General features: G+C 69.5%; 18 protein-coding genes. 13 read left to right on the forward strand and 5 right to left on the reverse strand.

Going from position 1 to position 22,898, the window contains the following annotated elements; genetic code table 11:
- Positions 1–26: 26 nt before the first annotated feature.
- Positions 27–1,652 carry an amidohydrolase family protein gene (locus OHA11_RS15940; protein ID WP_266496754.1) on the forward strand — a complete coding sequence of 542 codons (1,626 nt, stop codon included), beginning with the start codon at positions 27–29 and terminating at the stop codon, positions 1,650–1,652.
- 15 nt (positions 1,653–1,667) lie between these two features.
- Here OHA11_RS15940 and OHA11_RS15945 read toward each other — a convergent pair whose 3' ends face one another.
- From OHA11_RS15945 to OHA11_RS15955, 3 genes are all read right to left on the reverse strand, one after another.
- Positions 1,668–2,579 (reverse strand): serine protease, encoded by a 912-nt coding sequence (locus OHA11_RS15945; protein WP_266496756.1) that lies wholly within the window; start codon positions 2,577–2,579, stop codon positions 1,668–1,670.
- Between the two features lie 104 nt (positions 2,580–2,683).
- Positions 2,684–4,474, reverse strand: a complete 1,791-nt coding sequence (locus OHA11_RS15950; RefSeq protein WP_266496758.1) for a P-loop NTPase fold protein — start codon at positions 4,472–4,474, stop codon at positions 2,684–2,686.
- Positions 4,475–4,723: 249 nt separating this feature from the next.
- Positions 4,724–5,539: a hypothetical protein gene (locus OHA11_RS15955; RefSeq protein ID WP_266496760.1), complete on the reverse strand. Its 816-nt coding sequence runs from the start codon at positions 5,537–5,539 to the stop codon at positions 4,724–4,726.
- Between the two features lie 126 nt (positions 5,540–5,665).
- Between OHA11_RS15955 and OHA11_RS15960 the strand changes: the two genes are divergently transcribed.
- The 9 genes from OHA11_RS15960 to OHA11_RS16000 all read left to right on the forward strand — a co-directional run bounded on the left by OHA11_RS15960 (position 5,666) and on the right by OHA11_RS16000 (position 14,745).
- On the forward strand, positions 5,666–6,877 hold the full coding sequence (locus tag OHA11_RS15960) for a pyridoxal phosphate-dependent aminotransferase (protein WP_266496762.1): 1,212 nt from the start codon (positions 5,666–5,668) through the stop codon (positions 6,875–6,877).
- 114 nt (positions 6,878–6,991) lie between these two features.
- Positions 6,992–7,411 carry a hypothetical protein gene (locus OHA11_RS15965; protein ID WP_266496764.1) on the forward strand — a complete coding sequence of 140 codons (420 nt, stop codon included), beginning with the start codon at positions 6,992–6,994 and terminating at the stop codon, positions 7,409–7,411.
- Between the two features lie 332 nt (positions 7,412–7,743).
- Positions 7,744–8,832, forward strand: a complete 1,089-nt coding sequence (locus OHA11_RS15970) for a hypothetical protein (protein WP_266496765.1) — start codon at positions 7,744–7,746, stop codon at positions 8,830–8,832.
- Between the two features lie 12 nt (positions 8,833–8,844).
- Positions 8,845–10,032, forward strand: coding sequence for a toxic anion resistance protein (locus OHA11_RS15975; protein ID WP_266496766.1), 1,188 nt, complete (start codon positions 8,845–8,847; stop codon positions 10,030–10,032).
- Positions 10,029–11,624 carry a substrate-binding domain-containing protein gene (locus OHA11_RS15980; protein WP_266496768.1) on the forward strand — a complete coding sequence of 532 codons (1,596 nt, stop codon included), beginning with the start codon at positions 10,029–10,031 and terminating at the stop codon, positions 11,622–11,624. Before OHA11_RS15975 ends, OHA11_RS15980 begins: the two co-directional genes overlap by 4 nt.
- A gap of 58 nt (positions 11,625–11,682) precedes the next feature.
- Positions 11,683–12,258 carry a hypothetical protein gene (locus OHA11_RS15985; protein WP_266507203.1) on the forward strand — a complete coding sequence of 192 codons (576 nt, stop codon included), beginning with the start codon at positions 11,683–11,685 and terminating at the stop codon, positions 12,256–12,258.
- Between the two features lie 194 nt (positions 12,259–12,452).
- On the forward strand, positions 12,453–13,703 hold the full coding sequence (locus tag OHA11_RS15990) for a helix-turn-helix domain-containing protein (RefSeq protein ID WP_266496769.1): 1,251 nt from the start codon (positions 12,453–12,455) through the stop codon (positions 13,701–13,703).
- Between the two features lie 443 nt (positions 13,704–14,146).
- Complete coding sequence (locus tag OHA11_RS15995; protein ID WP_266507205.1) at positions 14,147–14,383, forward strand: hypothetical protein; 237 nt, start codon at positions 14,147–14,149, stop codon at positions 14,381–14,383.
- Positions 14,380–14,745 carry a DUF6415 family natural product biosynthesis protein gene (locus tag OHA11_RS16000; RefSeq protein ID WP_266496770.1) on the forward strand — a complete coding sequence of 122 codons (366 nt, stop codon included), beginning with the start codon at positions 14,380–14,382 and terminating at the stop codon, positions 14,743–14,745. The genes OHA11_RS15995 and OHA11_RS16000 overlap by 4 nt, the downstream gene beginning before the upstream one ends.
- A gap of 318 nt (positions 14,746–15,063) precedes the next feature.
- Here OHA11_RS16000 and OHA11_RS16005 read toward each other — a convergent pair whose 3' ends face one another.
- A complete protein-coding gene (locus OHA11_RS16005) occupies positions 15,064–16,908 on the reverse strand; it encodes a phosphoenolpyruvate carboxykinase (GTP) (RefSeq protein WP_266496771.1) in 1,845 nt (614 codons plus the stop codon).
- Positions 16,909–17,242: 334 nt separating this feature from the next.
- Here OHA11_RS16005 and OHA11_RS16010 point away from each other — a divergent pair, with 334 nt between their 5' ends.
- The 3 genes from OHA11_RS16010 (at position 17,243) to OHA11_RS16020 (ending at position 20,434) form a co-directional block, all read left to right on the forward strand.
- Positions 17,243–17,956 (forward strand): hemolysin III family protein, encoded by a 714-nt coding sequence (locus OHA11_RS16010; protein WP_266496773.1) that lies wholly within the window; start codon positions 17,243–17,245, stop codon positions 17,954–17,956.
- Between the two features lie 125 nt (positions 17,957–18,081).
- Entirely contained in the window at positions 18,082–19,809 is a 1,728-nt protein-coding gene (locus tag OHA11_RS16015) for an MFS transporter (protein ID WP_266496775.1), read from the forward strand.
- 4 nt (positions 19,810–19,813) lie between these two features.
- Complete coding sequence (locus OHA11_RS16020) at positions 19,814–20,434, forward strand: TetR/AcrR family transcriptional regulator (RefSeq protein WP_266496777.1); 621 nt, start codon at positions 19,814–19,816, stop codon at positions 20,432–20,434.
- A gap of 84 nt (positions 20,435–20,518) precedes the next feature.
- Here OHA11_RS16020 and OHA11_RS16025 read toward each other — a convergent pair whose 3' ends face one another.
- Positions 20,519–22,894, reverse strand: a complete 2,376-nt coding sequence (locus tag OHA11_RS16025; protein ID WP_266507206.1) for a galactose oxidase-like domain-containing protein — start codon at positions 22,892–22,894, stop codon at positions 20,519–20,521.
- Positions 22,895–22,898 lie beyond the last annotated feature (4 nt).

Below are 22,898 nucleotides of genomic sequence, written 5' to 3' on the forward strand. Positions count from 1 at the left end.
ACCACACCTACTCCTAGGAGCCCGCCATGCTGGATCTCGTCATCCGTGACGCGGAGGTCGTCGACGGCAGCGGCGGCCCCTCCTACCGGGCCGACGTGGGCATCGAGGGCGGCCGCATCACGGCCGTGGTCCAGGAGGCCGCGGCGGCCGGCTGTCTGCGGCCCGTCGCCCGCCGGGTGCTGGACGCCGAGGGGCTCGTCCTCTCCCCCGGCTTCATCGACATGCACGCCCACAGCGACCTCGCCCTGCTCCGGGACCCCGACCACAGCGCGAAGGCCGCGCAGGGCGTGACGCTGGAGGTCATCGGCCAGGACGGGCTGTCGTACGCGCCGGTGGACGAGCGGACCCTCGCCGAGGTGCGCAGGGCGATCACCGGCTGGAACGGCAACGGCGACGACATCGACTTCACCTGGCGCTCGGTGGGCGAGTACCTGGACCGGCTGGACCACGGCTTCGACGGCGAGGGCATCGCCGTCAACGCCGCGTACCTGATCCCCCAGGGCACGGTACGGATGCTCGCCGTCGGCTGGGAGGATCGCGAGGCGACCCCTCAAGAGCTGGACCGGATGCGGGAGTTGGTCGCCGAGGGCATGCGCGAGGGCGCCGTCGGCATGTCGTCCGGGCTCACGTACACACCCGGCATGTACGCCAAGGACGCCGAACTCACCGAACTGTGCCGGGTGGTGGCCGCGTACGACGGCTACTACTGCCCGCACCACCGTTCGTACGGAGCCGGCGCCCTGGACGCGTACCGGGAGATGGTGGACCTGACGCGCGAGGCGGGCTGCCCGCTCCATCTGGCCCACGCCACCATGAACTTCGGCGTGAACAAGGGCAGGGGCGCCGACCTGCTGACGCTCCTCGACGAGGCGCTCGCGGACGGGGCGGACATCAGCCTCGACACGTATCCGTACACGCCCGGCTGTACGACTCTCGTGGCGATGCTGCCCAGTTGGGCGAGCGAGGGCGGCCCGGAGGCGATTCTTGCCCGCCTGAAGGACGACGAGACCGCCGGGCGGATCCGCCATCACATGGAGGTGGTGGGCGCGGATGGCTGCCACGGCGTTCCCATCGAGTGGGACACCATCGAGATCTCGGGGGTGACCGACCCGGCGCTCGCGGACTACGTGGGCCGCACGGTCCAGCAGTCGGCGGACGCGCGCGACGAGGCCCCCTGGACCACCGCCCGCCGGCTGCTCCTGGACGACGGTCTCGGCTCGACGATCCTCCAGCACGTCGGCCACGAGGAGAACGTGCGGGCGATCATGCGGCACCGCGTCCACACCGGCGGCTCGGACGGCATCCTGCGCGGCGACAAGCCGCATCCGCGCGCGTACGGCACGTTCCCGCAGTATCTCGGCCGGTACGTACGGGAGTTGGGCGTCCTCGGCCTGGAGGAGTGCGTCGCGCACCTGACGTCGCGCCCGGCGGCCCGGCTGCGGCTGTCCGACCGCGGGCTGGTCCGCGAGGGGTACAAGGCGGACCTCGTGCTGTTCGACCCGGCCACGGTGGCCGCGGGCTCGACCTTCGAGAACCCCCGCGTACTCCCGACGGGCATCCCGTACGTCCTGATCGACGGGCGGTTCGTCATCGAGGACGGGCGGCGGACCGACGTGCTGGCGGGGCGGGCGGTCCGCGGAACTCCCGCGTGACCGCCCGCCGCCGGATCACGGCTTGGGCAGGGTGCACCCGCTCGCGCTCAGGTCGAGCTTGTTGTCGACGCCGAAGCAGGCGGGGATCTGGTAGGTCTCCTGGGCGTAGTTGATGCCCGCGCGGACGGTCACGTTGCCGCTCTCGTCGACCTCACAGGGGTTGTTGACCGTGCAGCGGGCGCCGTCCTCGTTGCCGGTGTTGTTGACGGCGACGACGTTGCCGGTGGCGTTGTCGACGACGGGCGAGCCCGAGGTGCCGCCGATGGTCTGGCAGGCCGAGGTGTAACGGACCGAGTCCTTCCAGGTCCAGTCGCCTTCCTTGAGGCGGTAGGCGAAGCCGTCGACGTTGCAGGCGTAGGTCCGCTTCCAGTAGCCGGAGACGACCGTGATGGCGGTGCCGGCGACGGGGTGCGTGTCGTTCAGCGTCAACGGGCTGATGTTGTACGAGGTCTTGATCTGCGCGTACGTGGTGGTGAGCTGGTACAGCGAGACGTCCGTGTCGGTCATCGTCGCGTAGGCGATCTTGCTGGCGCGCAGGGTCCCGAGCCGGGTACCGGCGGCGTTGAGCAGACCGAAGGTGCGGCTGGAGGCCTGGTCGACGATGACCTCGCCGGCCGCGGGGAAGCCGGTCTCCAGGCAGTGGCCGTTGGACATGACCATCGCCGGGTCGTTGTCCTCCGAGTCCGGGAACCGGACGACGGAGCCGGAGCAGTTGCTGAGCGAGACGGTGCCGGCGAAGGTGACGGCCTGGACGGTCGGTGCGGTGATTCTGGACACGGCCGCCGTGGTGGACGTGACGGCGTCTCTGACCACTGACGTGGCCGTGTCCGTCACCGCGGGCTCGGGCGCGGGCGCCGCGACCGCGGGTGCCGCACCGGCCCCGGCTATGACCAGGGCGAAGAGCGCGGCGCCGAGAGGCTTTCTCATGTGGGGGGTCCCCTCTGTGACTTGGGCGGCCGGAGATCCTCCGGCCGCCCACAGTTTGACATGGGCATTGTGAAGTGAGAGGGGGGTTCGGGCAAGGAGTTGTTTCAGGACCGGCGGTGGCGAATTTCCTCGCAGGCGGCGTCGATGTGCAGGAAGAGCAGCCGCCCGGAGGCCGCGATCCGCGCACCGAGCTCCTGGCTCCGGCGTTCGCGGGCAGGGGTGACCCGGCCGGTGAAGAAGACCACCGGTCCGTCGAAGCGCCTCTCTTGCCGCCAGCGTGCGAGATCCGTGAATCCGGCGTCCCGGTCGGACCCACGCGTGACGTCGGAGAGCAGCAGGTCGAATGTCTGGGTGCGCAGGATCTGCTCGGCACTGCGCGCGCTCTCGGCCAGCACGACGTCGGCGCCGCGGTCGGTCAGGTCGCCGATGAAGCGCCGGTTCCCGCCCGGGTTGTCGTCGACCCAGAGGACACGGAGGCCCTCGTACGTACGGAAGCCCTCGTACGTACCGCGCCCTTCGGCGGATGTGCCGTCGCCCCCGCTCGGCGCCTCGTCGCCGTCGCGAATGAGGACGACCGGGGCCACGCCGCCCTTCTGCAAGTGCTGCACCAGCTCGTCCACCTGCGGCAGGCGCATCCACTCCTCGACGAGGTGGACGAAGTTGTGGTCTCGCGCGAGAGCGGGATAGGAGGTGGGCAACTCCTCCTCCAGCCGGGCGAGTACAGCCGCCCAGCCGTCCGAGAGCGCCATGTCCGGCTCCGCGAGGCCGTGACCCTTCACGCTGTTCACCGTGGTCCGCCACGACTCGGGATCCGGCCGTACCGCCTCGCTCAGCACCCGCCGGGCCGCCCGGTACTCACGGAACTCCTGTGCCGCATGCGTGTAGGTGCCGTCGCGGCTGACGAGCAGTCGGTAGAAGTCGCCGTACAGATGCTGGAGCAGCAGCGTCCTGATCACCGCCTCCGGCCGGAAGCTCTCCCAGAGCGGGTTGAGCGCACACTCCAGCCCGAAACCGTTGATGAGCCGCTTGATCCGGCGCGGGTTGCGGGCCGAGCGGGCGGCTATCAGCTTCACCAAGTCGTCGTCCAGCAGCTCGCGCAGACCGGAGCGCTCCGCGCAGTGCCGGACGTACGCCTCGACCTCGTCGCCGCCCGGCACCGGCAACCGGTAGCTCGTCTGGAAGACCTTCTCCATGAACGCCGACCCGGCAGGGCCCAGGTCCCGCAGCAGGCCCGACGGGCCGAGCGCCGACCGGTCGCAGCCGATCACGAAGACCAGCCCGGGCACGTCCAGGTAGACCTTCACCGCCTCGCACACCGCGAGGACCGTCTCCTCCGAGCAGCGGTCGAGGTCGTCGACGAAGACGACGAGCAGTCGGCTGGGCTCGTACTCCGCCGACTCCGCCCACTCGGTGGCGAGGTCGCGCAGCGCGACCCGCATCTCGTTGCGGGCGTTCGCGTTGACGGACATGTCCCGCCAGAACTGGTCCACGAGGCCCGCCACCCCGAACGGCACCGAGGCGACGGTGAGCGTCGCCCGCACCGCCCTGATCAGCGTCCCGCGCTCGGACACCCGGTGCATCGCCCGCCGCAGCATCCGCTTGTCGAAGCGCAGCAGGACCGACTTGATGAGCCCTTCCAGCGCGTCGGCCCCGGTGGAGGTCCAGGCGTTGTACCAGACGGTCTCCACGTCCCTGCGCTTCAGCAGCTCCGCCTGGACCAGCCGCATCAGACTGCTCTTGCCCATCCCCCAGCCGGCGTCCACGGCGAGTGTGAACGGGGTCGCCGTCCGGGAGTCGTGCAGCAGCTTGGCCAGCTCGCGGGCGGCCCGGCCGGTGCCGAGTACATCGACCTCCGGGTCGGTGACCGGTTCGTCGTTGAGCAGCGAGAAGTCCATGGCCCTGCCTCCCCCTTCGGAAGGGCCAACCTACCCAGTCCGACGGCCACTTGGCTCGTTGCCCGGCGGCAGCCCGGGGGATGGTCCGGCGGCAGCTCGGGGCATGGCCCGGCGGCAGCTCGGCTCCCTGCCTGGCGGCAGCCCGGGCATCGTCCGGTGGCTGCTCGGGACATCGTCCGGCAGCCGCTCGGCTCGTCGTCCGGTGGCCGCCCGGGGCCCGGCCGCGGCTGCTCGGGCCGTTTGGTGCCGCTACTTGGGCCGTTTGGTGCCGCCCTGGCCGCGCCCCGGCTTGCCGTCGGAGTTGCCCGGGGGCCCCGGGCTCGTGGTGGCGGTGGGGGCGGTGGGGGACTTGGCAGCGGGCTTCTCGGTCTCGTCGCCCGTCGAGGTGGGGCTCGTCGAGCCGCTCGGGTCCCCTGTGCGGGACGGCTCCCCGCCGTCGGACGACCGTACGGCCGGGGCCCCGCCGGAAGTCTCCGAGTCCGTGGGCGACGCGGGATCCCCTGCCGTCGGACTCGTGCGGTCCTCGTTGCCCCGCGCTCCGCCCCCCGACGACCCGAAGGAGAACCCGGCTATCACGGCGGCCACGGAGACCGCCCCCACCGCGCCGGCGGCGACCGCCACCCGCCGCGAGGGCCAGGCTCTGGGCTTCCGCCGGGAACGACGGCCACCGGCCAGGCGGCCGTCGTGCGGACCGTCGCCGCCGGCCAGGCGGACATCGTTCGGACCATCGCCGCCGGCCAGGCGGACATCGTTCGGACCATCGCCACCGGCCAGGCGGACGCCGTTCGGACCATCGCCGCCGACCGGGCGGCCATCCTCGGCTCCGGCGGCCACCGGTGGCAGCTCGCGGGTCTCGTCGTACGCGTTCTGCCAGCCGTGGGCAGTCGCCGGGTCGGCGTAGCCGTCGTACACCGGGGTCTCCCCGACCTGCGGGTGATACACGATCGGCGGAACCACGGGCTCGTCGCCGTCCCGACGCACACCATGGGCGTCCGGCGCGCCGACCGCGTTGTTCGCGGCATTCGCGCCGTACACCCCGTTTTCGTTACCAGGTGGCCTCGACATGGCCGCACATTCTAGGGACGGGAGAGGCCGACGGGACAGCTACCGACGGTAAGCACCCAAACCACCCCGTCTCACGTGGTGGAGAACACTCCGCGGGACGCGTTACCCGGCCGTAAGCTCACGGACATGCAGGTGATCCAGTCGACCAAGCTCGCCAACGTCTGTTACGAGATCCGGGGCCCGGTTCTGGAGGAGGCGATGCGGCTGGAAGCGGCCGGCCACCGCATCCTCAAGCTGAACACGGGCAACCCCGCCGCCTTCGGCTTCGAGTGCCCGCCCGAGATCCTGGAGGACATCCTCCGGAACGTGTCGTCCGCGCACGGGTACGGCGACGCGAAGGGCCTGCTGGCGGCGCGCCGGGCCGTGGTCATGCACAACCAGACCATCGGCATAGAGACGGACGTCGAGCACGTCTTCATCGGCAACGGCGTCTCCGAGCTGATCGTGATGGCGATGCAGGGGCTGCTGGACGACGGCGACGAGGTGCTCGTACCGGCCCCGGACTACCCCCTGTGGACCGCGGCCGTCTCCCTCTCCGGCGGCACGGCCGTGCACTACCGCTGTGACGAGCAGTCCGACTGGATGCCCGATCTGGCCGACGTGGAGCGGAAGGTCACCGACCGCACCAAGGCGATCGTGATCATCAACCCGAACAATCCGACCGGCGCGGTCTACGACGAGGCCATACTGCGCGGACTGACCGACATCGCCCGCCGCCACAACCTGCTGGTCTGCTCGGACGAGATCTACGACAAGATCCTGTACGACGGGGTCAGGCACACACCGACCACCACGATCGCCCCCGACCTGCTGACCCTCACCTTCAACGGGATGTCGAAGGCGTACCGAGTGGCCGGCTACCGGGTCGGGTGGGTGTCGATCTCGGGTCCGCGGGCGCACGCCGACTCGTACATCGAGGGGCTGACCGTCCTCGCGAACATGCGACTGTGCGCGAACATGCCTGGTCAGCACGGTGTGGTCGCCGCACTGAGCGGGCGCCAGACGATCAACGACCTCGTCCTCCCCGGCGGGCGGATGTGCGAGCAGCGGGACGTGGCATACGACCTGCTGACGCAGATTCCGGGCGTGACGTGCGTGAAGCCGAAGGGGGCCCTCTACCTCTTCCCGCGCCTCGATCCGAAGGTCTTCAAGATCAAGGACGACCGGCGGATGGTGCTGGACCTGCTGCGGGCCGAGAAGATCATGGTGGTACAGGGGACGGGCTTCAACTGGCCGGATCCGGATCACTTCCGCATCGTCACCCTGCCCACGGCCCGGGACCTGACGGACGCGGTGCTGCGGATCGGGAACTTCCTGGACGGGTACGCCCAGCGCTGACCTGCACCCCCTCACACTCCGTGCCCACCTGGGCCGCCTTTCCGAACCTACTCAACTTTAGACGAAATCTAAGCTAGGATGGCTTCCTGTTCAGAGCACAGGAGGCCATCTCCCATGTACGAACCGATCCGCACCAAGTCGGTCCACAGGATGGCCGGCACCGCCGACTTTCCCCATCGGTCGCGCGAAGAGGAGCTGGACATCCAGCTCGCCGGTCACCTCGCGGCGCTCCTCGCGGTGACCGACGAACTGCGCGGCAGCGAACCGTCCGCGGAGCTCGACGTCGCCGCCGAGCGCCTGACCGGGCAGGTCACGCGCCTTCGCGGGGGCCGTACGCCGGTCCGCGCGCCGGTGACCGCCACCACCGCCCCGTCCGGCCAGATCGTGGCGCTCCACGAGCGGGCGCACGCCCTCGCGGGCCGCGCCCTCGTCGTCGCGGCGTCCCGTGCGGACACGGCGGCCGCGATCCTGGCCGCCGAGCGCATGGACGCGCACACCGCGGCCGCCGAAACCCACGCCCTCACGTCCCACTGAGCCTCACCGCCGACTGACCCTCCGGGCTCGCACCGAGCGTCCGGGCTCCCAGCGAGTCTTCGGACTCATGCCGAGCCGGGGCCCCGCCGAGCCGCAAGGCCCACCCCGAGCCTCACGGGCTCACTCGATCGGCCCCGGTCCGCGCGCACCCGCAGAGACACGCGGACCGGGCGCCCCAGCTCGCCACGGACGGCCGCCCCGCAACAAGGGTGGCCGTCTGCGCGCCCCCACCGGACGGACCCCCGGCTTCCGTTCCGTACTGGGATGGGTCGGCCACCCCGTGTTCACCCGGAGCATCGAGGAATGTTGGGTTCCGGGAGCAGGCTCCGGGTGTGAGACGAATAGTCGCCATCGTCCTGGCGGTGTTCCTGATCGGCGGAGTGGCAGCAGCCGTCGTCGCGGGCCGCGAAGAGCAGGACAAGAGCACGGCAACGAAGACCGTGCGGGGAGTGATCGGTTCGGAGAAGGCGGAGTTCTTCGCCGATCCGGATGTGGTGAAGGCCCTCGCTGCCAAGGGCTACACCCTGAAGACGGAGACCTCCGGGTCCTGGGCCATGGAGGGACTCGACCTCAAGGGGTACGACTTCGCGTTCCCCTCCAGCCAGGCCCCCGCCGACGAACTGGCCGCGAAGTACGACGTACGGCAGCCTCTGCCGCGCCCCTTCTACTCGCCCCTCGTGGTCGTGGCACACCGGAACGCCGCCGAGGTGCTGGCGGCCAACGGGCTCGCGACACTCGGCGGCAAGGGCAGCGGCAAGGGCAGCGGCACCTTGAAGATGGCCGCCTATCTCAGGGCCGCCGACCGGGACAAGACCTGGCAGCAGCTGACGGGCGCCGACAAGTACGGCGAACTGACCGGCACGCTGTTCATCTCCACCACGGACCCGACCACGTCGAACTCCGGCGCGCTCTACCTCGCCGCCGCCTCGTACGTCGCGGCCGGCGGCCGGGTCGCCGCCGACACCTCGGACGTCGGCAGCACCGCACCCCTGATGCGCAAGCTGATCGCCGTCCAGGGCGCCCAGCAGACGAGCACGGACGCCGCGTTCCGGGACTTCGTCAGCGGCGTCGGCAACCCGCTCGTCCTCGTGTACGAGTCACAGGTCGCCGCGCTGCTCACCCAGGGCCAGGCCGTCGACGACCTCACCGTCCTCTACCCCGACACCACCGCGAACAGCGACCACACCATCGTCCCCCTCACCGAGGAGGGCCGGGCGCTCGGTGAACTCCTCAGCACGGACAAGGAGTTGCGCAAGCTCGCGGTGCGGCACGGGTTCCGGCCGCAGGGCACGAGCGCGGAGTTCACGGCGGCCACGGCCGCCCACACCACGTATCTCAACCAGAAGCTGACCGGCGTCCGGCAGGCACCCGTGCCCGCCTCCAAGGTGCTGCACGAGATGGCGCGCCGGGCGCGGGGCTAGGGGGAACGGCAAGTGAGCAACCAAGCGAGCAACACTGAAGACACCTTCGTCCTGACACCTCCCGAAGCCGTCGCAGCCGTACCGAAGGAGAAGGCCGGCGGACTCGTGCCGGTCGACGACTCGGTCCGTACGGACATGGCGCGCAAGGCCGCCGAGTACGTCGAGGGGATCGCCGCGCTCGACGCCCGCTCCCCCGAGTTCGCCGGGAAGATCGGGGAGATCGCCGGCCTCGGCTCCGGCGAGATGCGCGGCGCGGCCGCCCAGTCGAACCGCATGCTGGAGCGCACGATCCGCAGCCTGCCCGCGAACGGCGAGGACGCCCAGTCCCGCGTCTCGTCCTCGCTCGTCGAACTCCGGCGCACCGTCGAGGACCTGGACCCGCGCGAGGTGCCCGGCGGCCGGGCCCGCAAGCTGCTGTCCCGGCTGCCCGGCGGCAACAAGCTCCGCGACCACGTCGCCAAGTACGCCTCCGCACAAGGCACGTTGAACAAGATCGTCGGCTCGCTCCGCGGCGGCCAGGACGAACTGCGCCGCGACAACGCCGCGTTGCAGACCGAGCGCGTTCGCCTCTGGGACTCGATGGGCAAGCTCCAGGAGTACGTCGTCCTGACGGAGGCCCTGGACGCGGCGGTCGAACGCCACATCACGAGCGTGGAGGCGGCGGACCCGGCGCAGGCGGACACCCTGCGAGCCGACGTCCTCTTCCCCATCCGCCAGAAGCACCAGGACCTGCTCACCCAGCTCGCGGTGTGCGCCCAGGGCTATCTGGCGATGGACGTGGTCCGCCGCAACAACGACGAGCTGATCAAGGGCGTCGACCGCGCGGCCACCACGACGGTCGCCGCGCTGCGCATCTCCGTGATGCTCGCCTCCGCCCTCGAAAACCAGCGCAAGGTCGTCGAGCAGGTCAACGCCCTGCGCGGTACGACGGAGGACCTCATCCGGGGCAACGCGGAGATGCTGGCCACGCAGAGCGGCGAGATCCAGCGCATCGCCGCCGACCCGGCGGTCGGCGCGGAGACGCTCCGCACGGCCTTCCAGCAGATCTACCAGACGCTGGACACCATCGACACGTACAAGGCCCAGGCCACGGAGTCCATGGCGGCGACGGTGGAGTCCCTGACAGCCGAACTCCAGCACGCGAGCGCGTACTTGGACCGCAGCCGCTCGCGGGCGGCACTGGACGGAGGCCTCGCATGAGACGGGCAGGCTTCGAAACCCGCCGCGCCACCCAGGGTGCCGTGGCCGCCCTCGCACTGGCACTCGTGACGGTGACGGTGACGGTGGCGGGATGCACATCGACACCTGACACCGAGAAGCCCGACCCCGCCTCCTCCGGCAAGGCGGAACCGGGCACTCTCCGCATCCTCGCGTCCAGCGAACTGTCGGACATGAAGACCGTGTTGGAGCAGATCCAGAAGGACACGGGCATCACGGTCCGCCCCACCTACATGGGCACGCTCGACGCGGTGGACCTCCTCGGAAAGAACAAGGCGAAGGGCACGTACGACGCGATCTGGCTCTCCTCCAACGACTACCTGCGCCTCAACCCCACCGCCGCGCAGCAGATCGTGTCGGAGACGCCGGTCATGTCCAGCCCGGTGGCCATAGGCGTGAAGAACGCCACGGTACAAAAGCTGAACTGGAAGCCGGAGAACGTCACCTGGGCGGACATAGAGGAGGCGGTGGCGGACGGCAACCTGACGTACGGCATGACGGACCCGTCCCGCTCCAACTCCGGTTTCTCCACGCTGGTTTCGGTGGCGTCGGGCCTCTCAGACGCCCAGTCCGCACTCACCGACAAGGACGTGCAGCGGGCGACGCCCAGGCTGGCGGAGTTCTTCAAGGGACAGAAGCTCACGTCCGGTTCCTCGGGCTGGCTGGCGGAGGCGTACGACCGGCGCGGTGACGTCGACGCGCTGCTCAACTACGAGTCGGTGCTGAAGTCGCGGAAGGACCTGACGGTGATCCGCCCGCGCGACGGCGTGGTCACCGCCGACTACCCGCTCTCGTCCCTCACCTCCACGAGCCAGGCGGTCCGAGACGACGTCCGCCGCCTCACCGAGGCACTGCGCGCACCGGCAACGCAACGGCTGATCACCGACCGCACCCTGCGCCGCCCGGTGGTCGCCTCGGTCCCACCCGCGACGGGCCTGGACGCCACCCGCCGACGCGAACTCCCTTTCCCGGGCACCCGTTCAGTGGCAGACGGCCTCTTGGACGCATACGAAAACAAACTGCGCCGCCCCTCCCGGACCGTATACGTCCTGGACACCTCGGGCTCAATGCGGGAGGACGGACGGCTCGACCGCCTGAAGAAGGCGCTCACGGACCTGACGAGCGACTTCCGCGACCGCGAGGAGGTGACGCTGATGCCGTTCGGCTCGGCGGTCAAGAGCGTACGGACGCATGTGGTGCGGCCCGAGAACCCGCGCTCGGGCATCGACGGGATCCGCCGCGACACCAAGGCGCTCACCGCCGACGGGGACACCGCGATCTACACCTCGCTGGAGAAGGCGTACGAGCATCTGGGCGCCGACGACGACACGTTCACGTCGATCGTGCTGATGACGGACGGCGAGAACACGAAGGGCGCGAGCCCGGCGGACTTCGACGGCTTCTACGGCGGACTGTCGGCAGCTGAACGGGAGATCCCGGTCTTCCCGATCCTCTTCGGCGACTCGGACCGGGGCGAGCTGGAACACATCGCCCAACTGACGGGCGGCCGGCTCTTCGACGCGCAGAAGGGTTCACTCGACGGCGCCTTCGAGGAGATCCGTGGCTACCAATAGGCCCACGAGGACCAGCAAGACGGGCACGACGGGCAAGACGGGCAAGCTCCTCGGCTACCTGGAGTCCCGCAAGAACCTCACGGGCAGCGTCGGCGGAATCGCCGGCCTGGCGCTGACGTTCACGGGAGTGGCGGGCCCGTACTGGCCGGTGGTGGTGGCGGGCTTGTACGGCGCGGGCGCACTACTCGCCCCTCCGGAGAGGCCCCCACTCCCGGACTTCCCGGACCCGTCCGCGCAACTGGAGGAGCTGCGGGAGGACTTCGACAAGCTGAGCACCTACCTCGCGGACATCGAGCTACCGCCCGCCGCGTCCGGCCGCCTCACCGAACTGTCGGAGTTGCTGACGGCTCTGCTTGACCCCGGCTGGGTCGCCGAGATCCTGGCCCAGGACCCAGAGGGGGTACACGCCCTGTCCCGGGCGGTACGGCAGGACATCCCGGAGGCGGTAGACACCTTCGTACGAACACGATGGTGGACGCGCCTGACCCCGGGCACGGAACCACCGGAACGCCATCTGGAGCGGCAACTGTCGTTGCTCCAGGAGGAGTTCGGCCGCCTGGCGGCGACACTGCGGGACGTCGAGGCACGGCGACAGGAGTCGCTTACGCGGTATTTGGAGGACCGGTCCGACTGAGGCGTCGGTCACAGGCTCTCACGGTGGTGAAGACCATCGTTCTCGACATCGGAGCCGAGTACGGGACCCGTGCGGCGGCCGGACGTGGCTCCCTGCGTTGAGCGCACGTGAGGTGGCGTACAGCTGGAACCTCACATCAGATCGGCCCCGCCCTTACTCTGACAGTGACGAAGCTGCAAGGAGGAACAGGCCTGATGTCTCCAGATGCCAGCCCGGACCCGTACGCCGACCCGCTTGTGTTCGGTCAGCGCCTCCAGATCTTGCGCACCCGCAAGGGCATGACCCGTGAGCAGTTCGGGGGGCTGGTCGGCAAGACGGGTTCTTGGGTGAAAGGGGTCGAGAACGGGCGCCTGAAGACACCCAAGCTCGAAATGGTCCTGCGCATCGCCGAGTTGCTGCGCGTCCAGGACCTGTCGGACCTCACTGGCGACCAGTCCGCGCACCTGGCCTTGTTCGCCGGCCCGGGTCATCCCCGACTCGCCGAGGTCAAGGCTGCGGTCGACGTTTTCCCGCTCACCGCACAGCGCGAGGCGCCCCCGGCCGCGCACCTTCAGTCGCGGCTCGCCCGCGCTTGGAAGGCACGCCATTCCGCGCCCAACCACCGCGAGGTGATCGGCGCGTTGCTGCCGGATCTGATCCGAGACACTCAGCTTGCCGCACGGCAGGCCGACACCGCGCCGGACCGTCGGAAGGCACAGGCAGCACTCGCCGAGGTCTACTCCCTGTGCCAGTTCTTCGTGGCCCACCAGCCCGATTCCGCCTTGCTGTGGAGGGTCGTCGAACGGGGGTTGATCGCCGCGCAGGAGTCCGAGGACCCGCATGCCATCGGGGTGGCCGCATGGCTGGCCACGCAGGCACACCGCGACGCGGGCCCGGCACACTTCGACGCCGCAGACGCGGTGAACCTTGAGACCCTCGCGTACCTCGAACCGCTGTTGCCCAACGCGTCGGCCGACGTCTTGGCCATCTCCGGAGCGCTCACCTTCGAGGCCGGATACACAGCGGCCCGGCGAGCCGAAACCGGCACGGCATGGCGGTATTGGGACCAGGCGCGCGCCATGGCACAGCGGCTCCCGGAGAACTACTACCACCCGGTGACGTCGTTCTCCCGCGCCATCATGGGCGCGCACGCTGTCACTGTCGCCGTAGAGCTGCGCCAGGGCGGAGAATCCGTCCGGCAGGCCGCCGCCGCGGACGCGGACACGATCAGGTCGAGGCCACGGCGGGCCCGGCACCGCATCGAGGAAGCTCGCAGCTACCACCTCGACGGACAGCCGGACGTCGCGCTCGCCACGCTGAACAAAGCCCACGAAGCCGCCCCAGAAACGATCAAGTACAACGGGTACGCGAAGCGGATCGTCCTCGAAGAAGCCGAGTCCAAGGATCCAGCTCGGCGCCATCGCGCATCCGAACTCGCTGTGAAGATCGGCCTCTTGGCCGCATGACCATAGGGGCACAAACTGTGCCCCTCGATCACCCCTAGTGCCCCTAACGTCGCCGAGAGCAACAGAACCCGGTGCGGTGGTGAGACCTGCCGGGCGTGGCCAACGCTACGAAGGAGCACCGGCATGCACTATGTCTCACGAACACTCAAATGGCTGAAAGCCCTCCTGGCCGGGACGCAGTCACCAGGCGAGTCCACCTACATCACCCCGGTTCCAGCCTCAAGTTCGCACCCGACGGTGCCCTACCCATCGCCTGAGATGTGGGGCGCCATCCTCACTGGAGCACGCCGCCGCCGAGCGCCGCACCTGTGGCCAGCCCTTCAACGGTCACCCGTCGAGGATCGCTCCGCCACCGACGCTCCCGTGCGCGCCTACGTGTTACCCGAACACGAGCGCACTCGGGCCTTGGCCCTGGCCTGCGCGACGAGGGAGGTCCGGTGACGATGACCGCGGACGAGCCCACGTACAAGCCCCGGCTCGGCGATACCGTCGAGGACACCCAGCAAAGCAAGGTAGGCAAGGTGATGGGCTTCGTGGGCCCGTACGTGCAGTTGCGGCCGATCGGCGGCGGCATCGAGTGGGACGCCCGACCGGACCGGCTCCGGCTGCTCACCCTCGCCGAAGCACTGAGCGCGGGCGTGGCCGTGGCCAACGCTCGCTCGCGGGGCGGGTGTTCATGACGGTGAACACGTCATTGCCAGTCGACACGACCAAGATGCGCGCCACCACGGCCCGTCTGCTCGCGAACGACGCCGGACCGCTTTCCCCTGGCGAGCTAGACACTCTGACGCTCACGTTGAAGGGATACATGCAACTGCTCATCCCCGAAGTCGAACGAGCCGCCGCCCAGCCGCCCGACGACGACCCCACGATGACCATTCCCGTCGCCTGCGCGGTCGTGGCCGCCGCGGAAGCCCGCAGGAAGCTGGACATTCCGCTGCGCCCGGGAGCGTCGGCGGCCAGCGCATACGCGCGCAGACTCGCGCGCTCGGTCGAATGTCTCCTCACGAGCCTGGAGAGTCTGGGCGCCGCACAACCGTGATCCACGACTTCGCCGTCGTACCGCACGAACGAGCTGAGTCCGATGCCGTGGTTGAGGAGCTGGTGGAGCGCGGTGAGGGCGTCGTCAGGTACGACACGGCCGACTCCTCACCGCCTCCGGCCCAGCCGTCTCCCTCGCAGAGGACGACTGGGCAGGCACGCTCACCGTTTCCGCGACCGTGCCGTCGGGCGACCGTCAGGCGACAACTGTTGTCTGAGTCCCAGCGACACGCCGAGTTCTCGGCGTGTCGCTGGGACTGAGCGCACACTTGGCATCCGACGGGGGCGCCGGCCGCGGAGTTCGGACGGTGGGCAGGCCTCAGCCCAACCGCTTGACCAACGCCCGGTACTCGTCCCACAGCTCCGTCGGTGTGTGGTCGCCGAACGTGTTGAGGTGTTCGGGGACCAGTGCCGCCTCCTCGCGCCAGATCTCCTTGTCGACCGTGAGGAGGAAGTCCAGGTCGGAGTCGGAGAGTTCGAGGCCGTTCGTGTCCAGGGCCTCCTTCGTCGGCAGGATGCCGATCGGGGTCTCCACGCCCTCCGCCTTGCCGTCCAGGCGGTCCACGATCCACTTCAGGACGCGGCTGTTCTCGCCGAAGCCGGGCCAGACGAACTTGCCCTCGTCGTTCTTCCGGAACCAGTTGACGTAATAGATCTTCGGGAGCTTGGAGGCGTCTTTGTCCTTGGCCACGTTCACCCAGTGGCCCATGTAGTCGCCCATGTTGTAGCCGCAGAAGGGCAGCATCGCGAACGGGTCGCGGCGCAGTTCGCCGACCTTGCCCTCGGCCGCCGCCGTCTTCTCCGACGCCACGTTCGCGCCGAGGAACACGCCGTGGTTCCAGTCGAACGACTCCGTCACCAGCGGTACGGCCGTGGCGCGGCGTCCGCCGAACAGGATCGCCGAGATCGGGACGCCCCTGGGGTCCTCCCACTCGGGCGCGATGATCGGGCACTGCGAAGCCGGCGTGGTGAAGCGGGCGTTCGGGTGCGCGGCCGGGGTCTCCGAAGACGGCGTCCAGTCGTTGCCCTTCCAGTCCGTCAGGTGCGCCGGGGTCTCCTCGGTCATCCCCTCCCACCACACGTCGCCGTCATCCGTCAGCGCGACGTTCGTGAAGACGGAGTTGCCCCACAGCGTCTTCATCGCGTTGGCGTTGGTGTGCTCACCGGTGCCGGGAGCGACGCCGAAGAAGCCCGCCTCGGGATTGATCGCGTACAGGCGGCCGTCCTCACCGAAGCGCATCCACGCGATGTCGTCGCCGATCGTCTCCACCGTCCAGCCGCGGACCGTCGGCTCCAGCATCGCGAGGTTGGTCTTGCCGCAGGCCGACGGGAAGGCCGCCGCCACGTACTTCGACTCTCCCTGCGGGGGCGTGAGTTTGAGGATCAGCATGTGCTCGGCGAGCCAGCCCTCGTCCCGCGCCATGACGGACGCGATGCGCAGGGCGTAGCACTTCTTGCCGAGCAGCGCGTTGCCGCCGTAGCCGGATCCGTACGACCAGATCTCGCGGGTCTCCGGGAAGTGGGAGATGTACTTCGTGGAGTTGCAGGGCCATGGCACGTCCGCCTCGCCCGCCTCCAGCGGCGCTCCGAGCGTGTGCACAGCACGCACGAAGAAACCGTCGGAGCCGAGTTCGTCCAGGACGGGCTGGCCCATGCGCGTCATGGTGCGCATGGACACGGCGACATACGCGGAGTCGGTGATCTCGACGCCGATCGCGGAGAGGTCCGAGCCGAGCGGGCCCATGCAGAACGGGACGACGTACATCGTCCGGCCCTTCATCGAGCCGCGGAAGACGCCGCCCTGTCCGTCCGGGCCAGGACCCGTGCCCTGGAAGATCTCCCGCATCTCCGCCGGGGCCTTCCAGTGGTTCGTCGGGCCCGCGTCCTCCTCCTTCTCGGAGCAGATGAAGGTGCGGTCCTCGACCCGGGCGACATCGGTCGGGTCAGAGGCGGCGTAGTAGGAGTTGGGGCGCTTGATCGGGTCGAGCCTCTTGAAGGTGCCCTTGCGAACGAGTTCCTCGCTCAGTCGGTCGTATTCGGCCTCTGAGCCGTCACACCAGACCACGCTGTCCGGCTGCGTCAGTTCGGCGATCTCGTTGACCCACGAGATCAGTTCCTGGTGAGTGGTGGGAACAGTTGAGGGAGCCGCGATGTCGCGCGCCACGATTGCTCCTAGATGAGGGGTTTTGTTGTTTATGCCCCTTGGGGGCTGCGACCCGGATGCTTCACGTAACCGATCTTTCCGCACGTAATCGATCTTCCTGGCGCTCATCCGGTGCCGACCGCACTCATTTGATCATCCGATGGGTTCGCGCATATGTCCATAGGGCCTCACACGTGAGCAGCGTGAGCATCACCACTTGTCGCCGGCCATTCACAGGCCATTTCCCGCCCACCAGCCGTTCTCCCCCGGACGCCGGTGAGACCATTGCCACTTGGCGCCTTTCATATGGGCGGACTGATATGTAACTTACGGTTCCGTAGGTACGATGCCCCTCATGACTGCGTCCGCCCCCGACGCGCCCTCGGACACGCCGGTCGTCGACCGCGTCGCCGAAGCGCTCTCCCTGCCGCATCCGGTCAAACCGAAGCTCCGTGGCTGGCTGCACGCCGGGATGTTCCCGGCCGTACTCATCTCCGGCCTCGTTCTGACCGCCCTTGCCGACTCGACCCGCGCCCGCATCGCCTGCGCGATCTTCGCGCTCACGGCCTGCCTGCTGTTCGGCGTCAGCGCGATCTACCACCGGGGTACCTGGACTCCGCGCATGGACGCCGTACTGCGCAGACTCGACCACGCGAACATCTTCCTGATCATCGCGGGCTCGTACACACCCCTGACGATGCTGCTGCTGCCCGAGGCCAAGGGGCAGTGGTTGCTGTGGGGCATCTGGGGCGCGGCCGTCGCGGGCATCGCCTTCCGCGTGTTCTGGATCGGGGCCCCGCGCTGGCTCTACACCCCGTGCTACATCGCGATGGGCTGGGCGGCCGTCTTCTTCCTGCCCGATTTCCTGCGCGCGGGCGGCATCGCCGTACTGATCCTCGTGATCGCGGGCGGACTGCTCTACAGCGCGGGCGGTGTGATCTACGCTCTCAAGCGCCCCGACCCGTCACCGCGCTGGTTCGGCTTCCACGAGGTCTTCCACTCCCTCACGCTCGCGGCGTTCAGCACGCACTACATCGGCATCTCGATGGTGGCCTACCAGCACGGATAGCCACCCCCAACCCCCGCCCAAAGGGCCCCACCGCATCGCACGGTGGGGCCCTTCCGCATGCCCGGCACCGCACAGCCATCCTCCCGTATTGACAGCCACCACCTTTTGAGAGCTACTCTCATTTCATGGTTACTGTCACTCCACATCCCGAGGCACGCCTCGACCCCCGCCGCTGGTGGGCCCTCGCCGCCCTGGTCGCGAGCCTGCTCGTGCTCGGCTTCGACATGACGATCCTCAACGTCGCCCTGCCGACGATGGCCGGGCAGCTCGGCGCGAGCACCGGTGAGCAGCAGTGGATGGCGGACGCGTACGTCATCGTGTTCGCGGCGCTGATGCTCCCGGCGGGACTGCTCGGCGACCGGTTCGGGCGGCGCCGGATGCTGATGACCGGGCTCGGCGTCTTCCTCGCCGGTTCGCTGGTCGGCGCCCTGGTGGACGATGTCACGTGGGTCGTCGTCGCCCGTGCCGTGATGGGCGTGGGCGGCGCGCTGGTGATGCCGCTGGCCCTGTCCGTCCTGCCGTCGCTCTTCCCGCCCGCCGAGCGCACCAAGGCGGTCGGCATCATCTCGGCCGCGTCCGCGCTCGGCATGCCGCTCGGCCCGATCATCGGCGGCTGGCTGCTCGACCACTTCTGGTGGGGCTCGGTCTTCCTGATCAACGTCCCGATGGCCGTGATCGGCATCGCCGCCTGCCTCTTCCTGCTGCCGGAGACCCGCGACCCGGCCTCCCCCAAGGTCGACGCCGTTTCCACGGCGCTCACCGCGGCCGGGCTCGGCGCGCTGATCTACGCGATCATCGAGGCGCCGAACCGCGGCTGGGGCGACCCGCTCGTGCTCGGCCTGACCGCCGGGGCCGTGACCCTGCTCGCCGCCCTCGTGCTGCGCGAGCGCCGATCCGTACGCCCCATGCTCGACATGTCGCTGCTCAGCCACCGCGGTTTCCTGCTCAACGCGGTCGCGGCGACGCTCGTGATGTTCGTCCTGTCCGGCCTGATGTTCGTGCTTCCGCCGTATCTGCAGGCCGTTCTCGGCAACGACGCCTTCGGTACGGGCATCCGGATGCTGCCCATGATGGGCGGGCTGATCGTCGCGGCGAGGGCGGCCCAGCCGGTCGTCGAACGGTTCGGGTCGCGGGGCGTGGTGAGCGCCGGTCTGGTGGTGCTGGCCTTCGCCGCGCTGCTCGGGAGTCGTACGACGGTCGAGTCCGGGTACGGCTTCACCGCGCTGTGGCTGTCGATCGCGGGCCTCGGCTTCGGCTTCGCCGTCGTCCCGGCGATGGACGGGGCGCTCGGAACGCTCCCCGCCGACCGGGCCGGCAGCGGATCCGGGCTCCTCATGACGCTGCGGCAGGTCGGCGGGGCGATCGGTATCGCGCTGCTCGGCAGTCTGCTGGCCAGTGCGTTCCGGGACCGGCTCGATGTGAGCGGGCTGCCCGAGCGGGCGGCGGACACGGCCGGGGAGTCGGTGGTCGCGGCCCACCTCGTCGCCGAACGCGCGGGCGCCGCCGACCTGGTGACCTCCGCGAACACGGCGTACGTCCACGGCATGGGCCTCGTCCTGCTGGTGTGCGGAATCGCCTCACTCGCGGCGGCGCTGCTGGCGGGGGCGTTCCTGCCCAACACCGGGTCCCTGCCGAACACCGGGTCCCTGCCCAACACCGGGTCGCGGGACGTCACGGGGTCCGAGGCGGGGAAGCCGGCCTCGGGCACGGCCCCGCGCACAGCCGAAAACATGGCCCCGGACGCGACCCCGAAAACGGTCGCAGACACAGCCGCGGCCCCGCGCACAGCCGCGAACGTGGCCCCTGACACGACCCCGGCCATGGCCCCGGCCCCTGCCGATGGCCGACAATGACTCCATGACGGCCGCACGTACCTCCCTCCCCGCCGACCGCCCCCAGCTGGGACTTCGTGAGCGGAAGAAGATCAAGACGCGGACGGCGATCCGTGACGCGACGTACCGGCTGATCCGGCGGCAGGGGTACGACGCCACGACGATCGAGCAGATCGCCGAGCTCGCCGAGGTGTCGCCGTCCACGGTCTTCCGCTACTTCCCGGCCAAGGAGGACATCGTCCTCACGGACGAGTACGACCCGGTGCTGGAGGCCGAGATGCGGGCCCGGCCGGCGGACGAGCCGTGGCCGGACTCCCTCCGACACGTGCTGAGGAAGGCCGTCACCCTCGGGATGACCGAGGAGCCCGAGGTGACGCGGCTGCGGACCCGGCTGATGATCGAGGTGCCCGCCGTGCGCTCGCGGATGATGGAGAGCATGTCGGTCACGGGCCGCATGCTCTGCCGCGTCATCGGCGAGCGCACCGGCCGGGGCCCCGACAGCCTTGAGGTACGCGTCCTCGCGATGTCCCTGATCGGCGGCCTGATGGAGGTGTCGCTGTACTGGGCCGAGCACGATCATGAGGACGGCCTCGGCGACCTGGTCGACCGCGCCCTGGACGTCCTGGAGCATGGGCTCACGCCCTGACCACAGCCCTGCGCGCCTAAGAGACGGCGGTTGCCCCGCGCCCCCTTTCCGGGACACGGGGCAACTCAGCTCAAGAACCCGGGCTCAGCGCCTCACATCACCCTTTCCACACGCCAGGCCGTCGCCGTTGCGGTCCAGACGCAGCGGGTCGTCCTTGCCGTTCACCTTCAGGCGGCCGTACTCGTTCTCCTTCAGCCAGGCGCAGCGGGCCGCCGTCGTCTTCTTGACCTCGTCCGGGAAGACCGTCGGTACGCAGACGTTGACCGAGCCGTAGTGGCGGTCGCAGCCCGCGACGGTCGTGCTGACCTTGGCCGAGGCGCGCTTCTTGCCGGGCTTGTTGACCTTGCCTTCGAGGGAGTCCGCGAAGGAGTGCTCGTGCGCCGAGGCCGTGTCGGAGGCTGCCGCCGCCATGGCCGACGGGCCCTGGAGGTGGACCCACTTCGCCACCGACGGCACGCCGTTCGCGTCGACCGCGAAGAGCATGTACCAGCCGGGCGGGGCCAGGTTGGGGTTGCTCGTCACGTTCAGGTCGACGTTGTTGCCGTCGACGGAGAGCGGCAGGTCCACGAAGCGCTGGTTCGGGTCGGACGAGTGCGTCACCGCGGCCGGTCGGATCAACTCCGCCTTGGCGATGGGCCGGTCGACCGTGATGCGCTGCGTGTCGCCGTACGTCCACTCGTTGTCGATCATCGAAGTGATCGTCGGGCGGGCGCCCTTGAGGAGGTACGGCGGGGTGTAGATGGACACGTTGTGGTTCCAGGAGCCGTTGCCCGGGTTGTCGCCGGTCGCCATCACGCGGCCGTCCGGGAGCAGGAACGCGGAGGAGTGGTAGCCGCGGGCCTCGGGGTCGGCGGCCACCGGGTCGAAGGTCTCCGTCGTCGGGTCGAAGATCGACGACTCGTAGACCGGGTTGGCGCGGTTGTGCAGAGCGCCGCCGGTCTCCAGGACCTTCCCGTCGGGCAGCAGCACGGCGGAGACGTACATCTTGCCCTGGCCGCCGGTCTGCGGGATCTTGCCGTTGCCCAGGTCGACCGTGCCCTGCGGGATCGGCGGTCCGGCGACGTACGCCGGGTTGGCGGACTTCAGGTCGATGATGTCGGTGAGCCGGTTCGCGTCGGGGTTCGAGTCGATGTTGCCGCCGCCGAGGGTGAGGACCTTCTGGTCCTGGGCCGGGGGCAGCAGCACGCTCGCCGACTGGTCGCGTTCGTCCTTGTTCCGCAGCCCCGGCACCTCGGTGCTGGTGTTGGCGTCGTAGTCGTAGATCACCGAACCCGTGCCGGGGATGTTGTTGCCGAAGGTGTGGCTGCCCGTGTAGAAGAGGCGGCCGTCCTGCATCAGGACCATCGACGGGTACAGACCCCAGTACGACCAGGTCTGGTTGACCTGCCACAGCGGCAGCCACTTGTTCTCGGCGGCCGACCAGCGCTCGGCCGTCACGGACCCGGTCGAGTCCTCCTTCAGCCCGCCGAACGAGATGACGTCACCGTTGCCGAGGATCGTCGCCGACGGGTACCAGTGGCCGTCGTTCATGTCGTTCGTCTTGCTGTACGTCTCGGTCACCGGGTCGAAGGTGTACGAGTCCTTGTAGCCCTGGTAGCCGATCGTGCCGTCGGCGGACGGAAAGCCCTTGTTGCCGCTCATCACGAGGACCCGGCCGTCCTGCAACTGCACATGCCCGGCGCAGAACATGTCCTTGGGCGTGGGGATCTGCTTGTACGTGCCGTTCACCGGGTCGTAGACCGCACTGGTGAACGTACCCGCGTTGAACATCTCCTCGCTGTTGCCGGAACCCGCGATCAGCAGCACCTTGCCGTTGTTGAGGACGACGGAGTGCATGGAGCGGACCGGGTTCTGCGTGGGCATGACGTCCCACCTGCCGTTGGCGCACTCCTCGGCCGTGCCGGTGCACACGGGGTCCGGGATCGGGTCGGCGACCTGGTCCATCGTGTAGTCGTCGGTGGTCACGGCGCCGGTGCCGTAGACGGAGACGCCCCAGGTGATGCGGTCGGTGCCCGCGGGGACCTCGGGCGTACGGACCGTCGCCTCGGCCCAACTGCCGCTGATGGGCAGGGTCTTGAGGTCGGTCCAGTACTGCCAGCCGGCGGTCGTGTCGTGCCGGAAGAGGGTGAGCGAGGTGTCCGGGGTCGTCGACTTGTACCAGAGCCCGAGGTCGTACTGCTTGCCGACGCTGACGCCCGGCGCGCACTCGGCGGACTCGGTGATCAGCGCCTTGCGGTCGCCCTCGGTACGGCGGGTCAGCTCGACCTTCATGGCCTTGGAGCCCGAGTGGGCGTCGGCCACGGTGGAGAAGGTGAAGTCGTTGTCTCCCCAGCCGGACTTCTCCCAGCAGTACGGCATGTCGTCCGTACCGGCGGTCTCGAAGCCGGGGTTCTTCACGAGGTTGGCGGCCGAGGCGGGCTGGGGAGCGATGAGGAGCAGCCCCGAGGTGAGGGCGCCCACGGCC

Source organism: Streptomyces sp. NBC_00878 (assembly GCF_026341515.1).
In the GTDB taxonomy this organism is placed as follows: domain Bacteria; phylum Actinomycetota; class Actinomycetes; order Streptomycetales; family Streptomycetaceae; genus Streptomyces.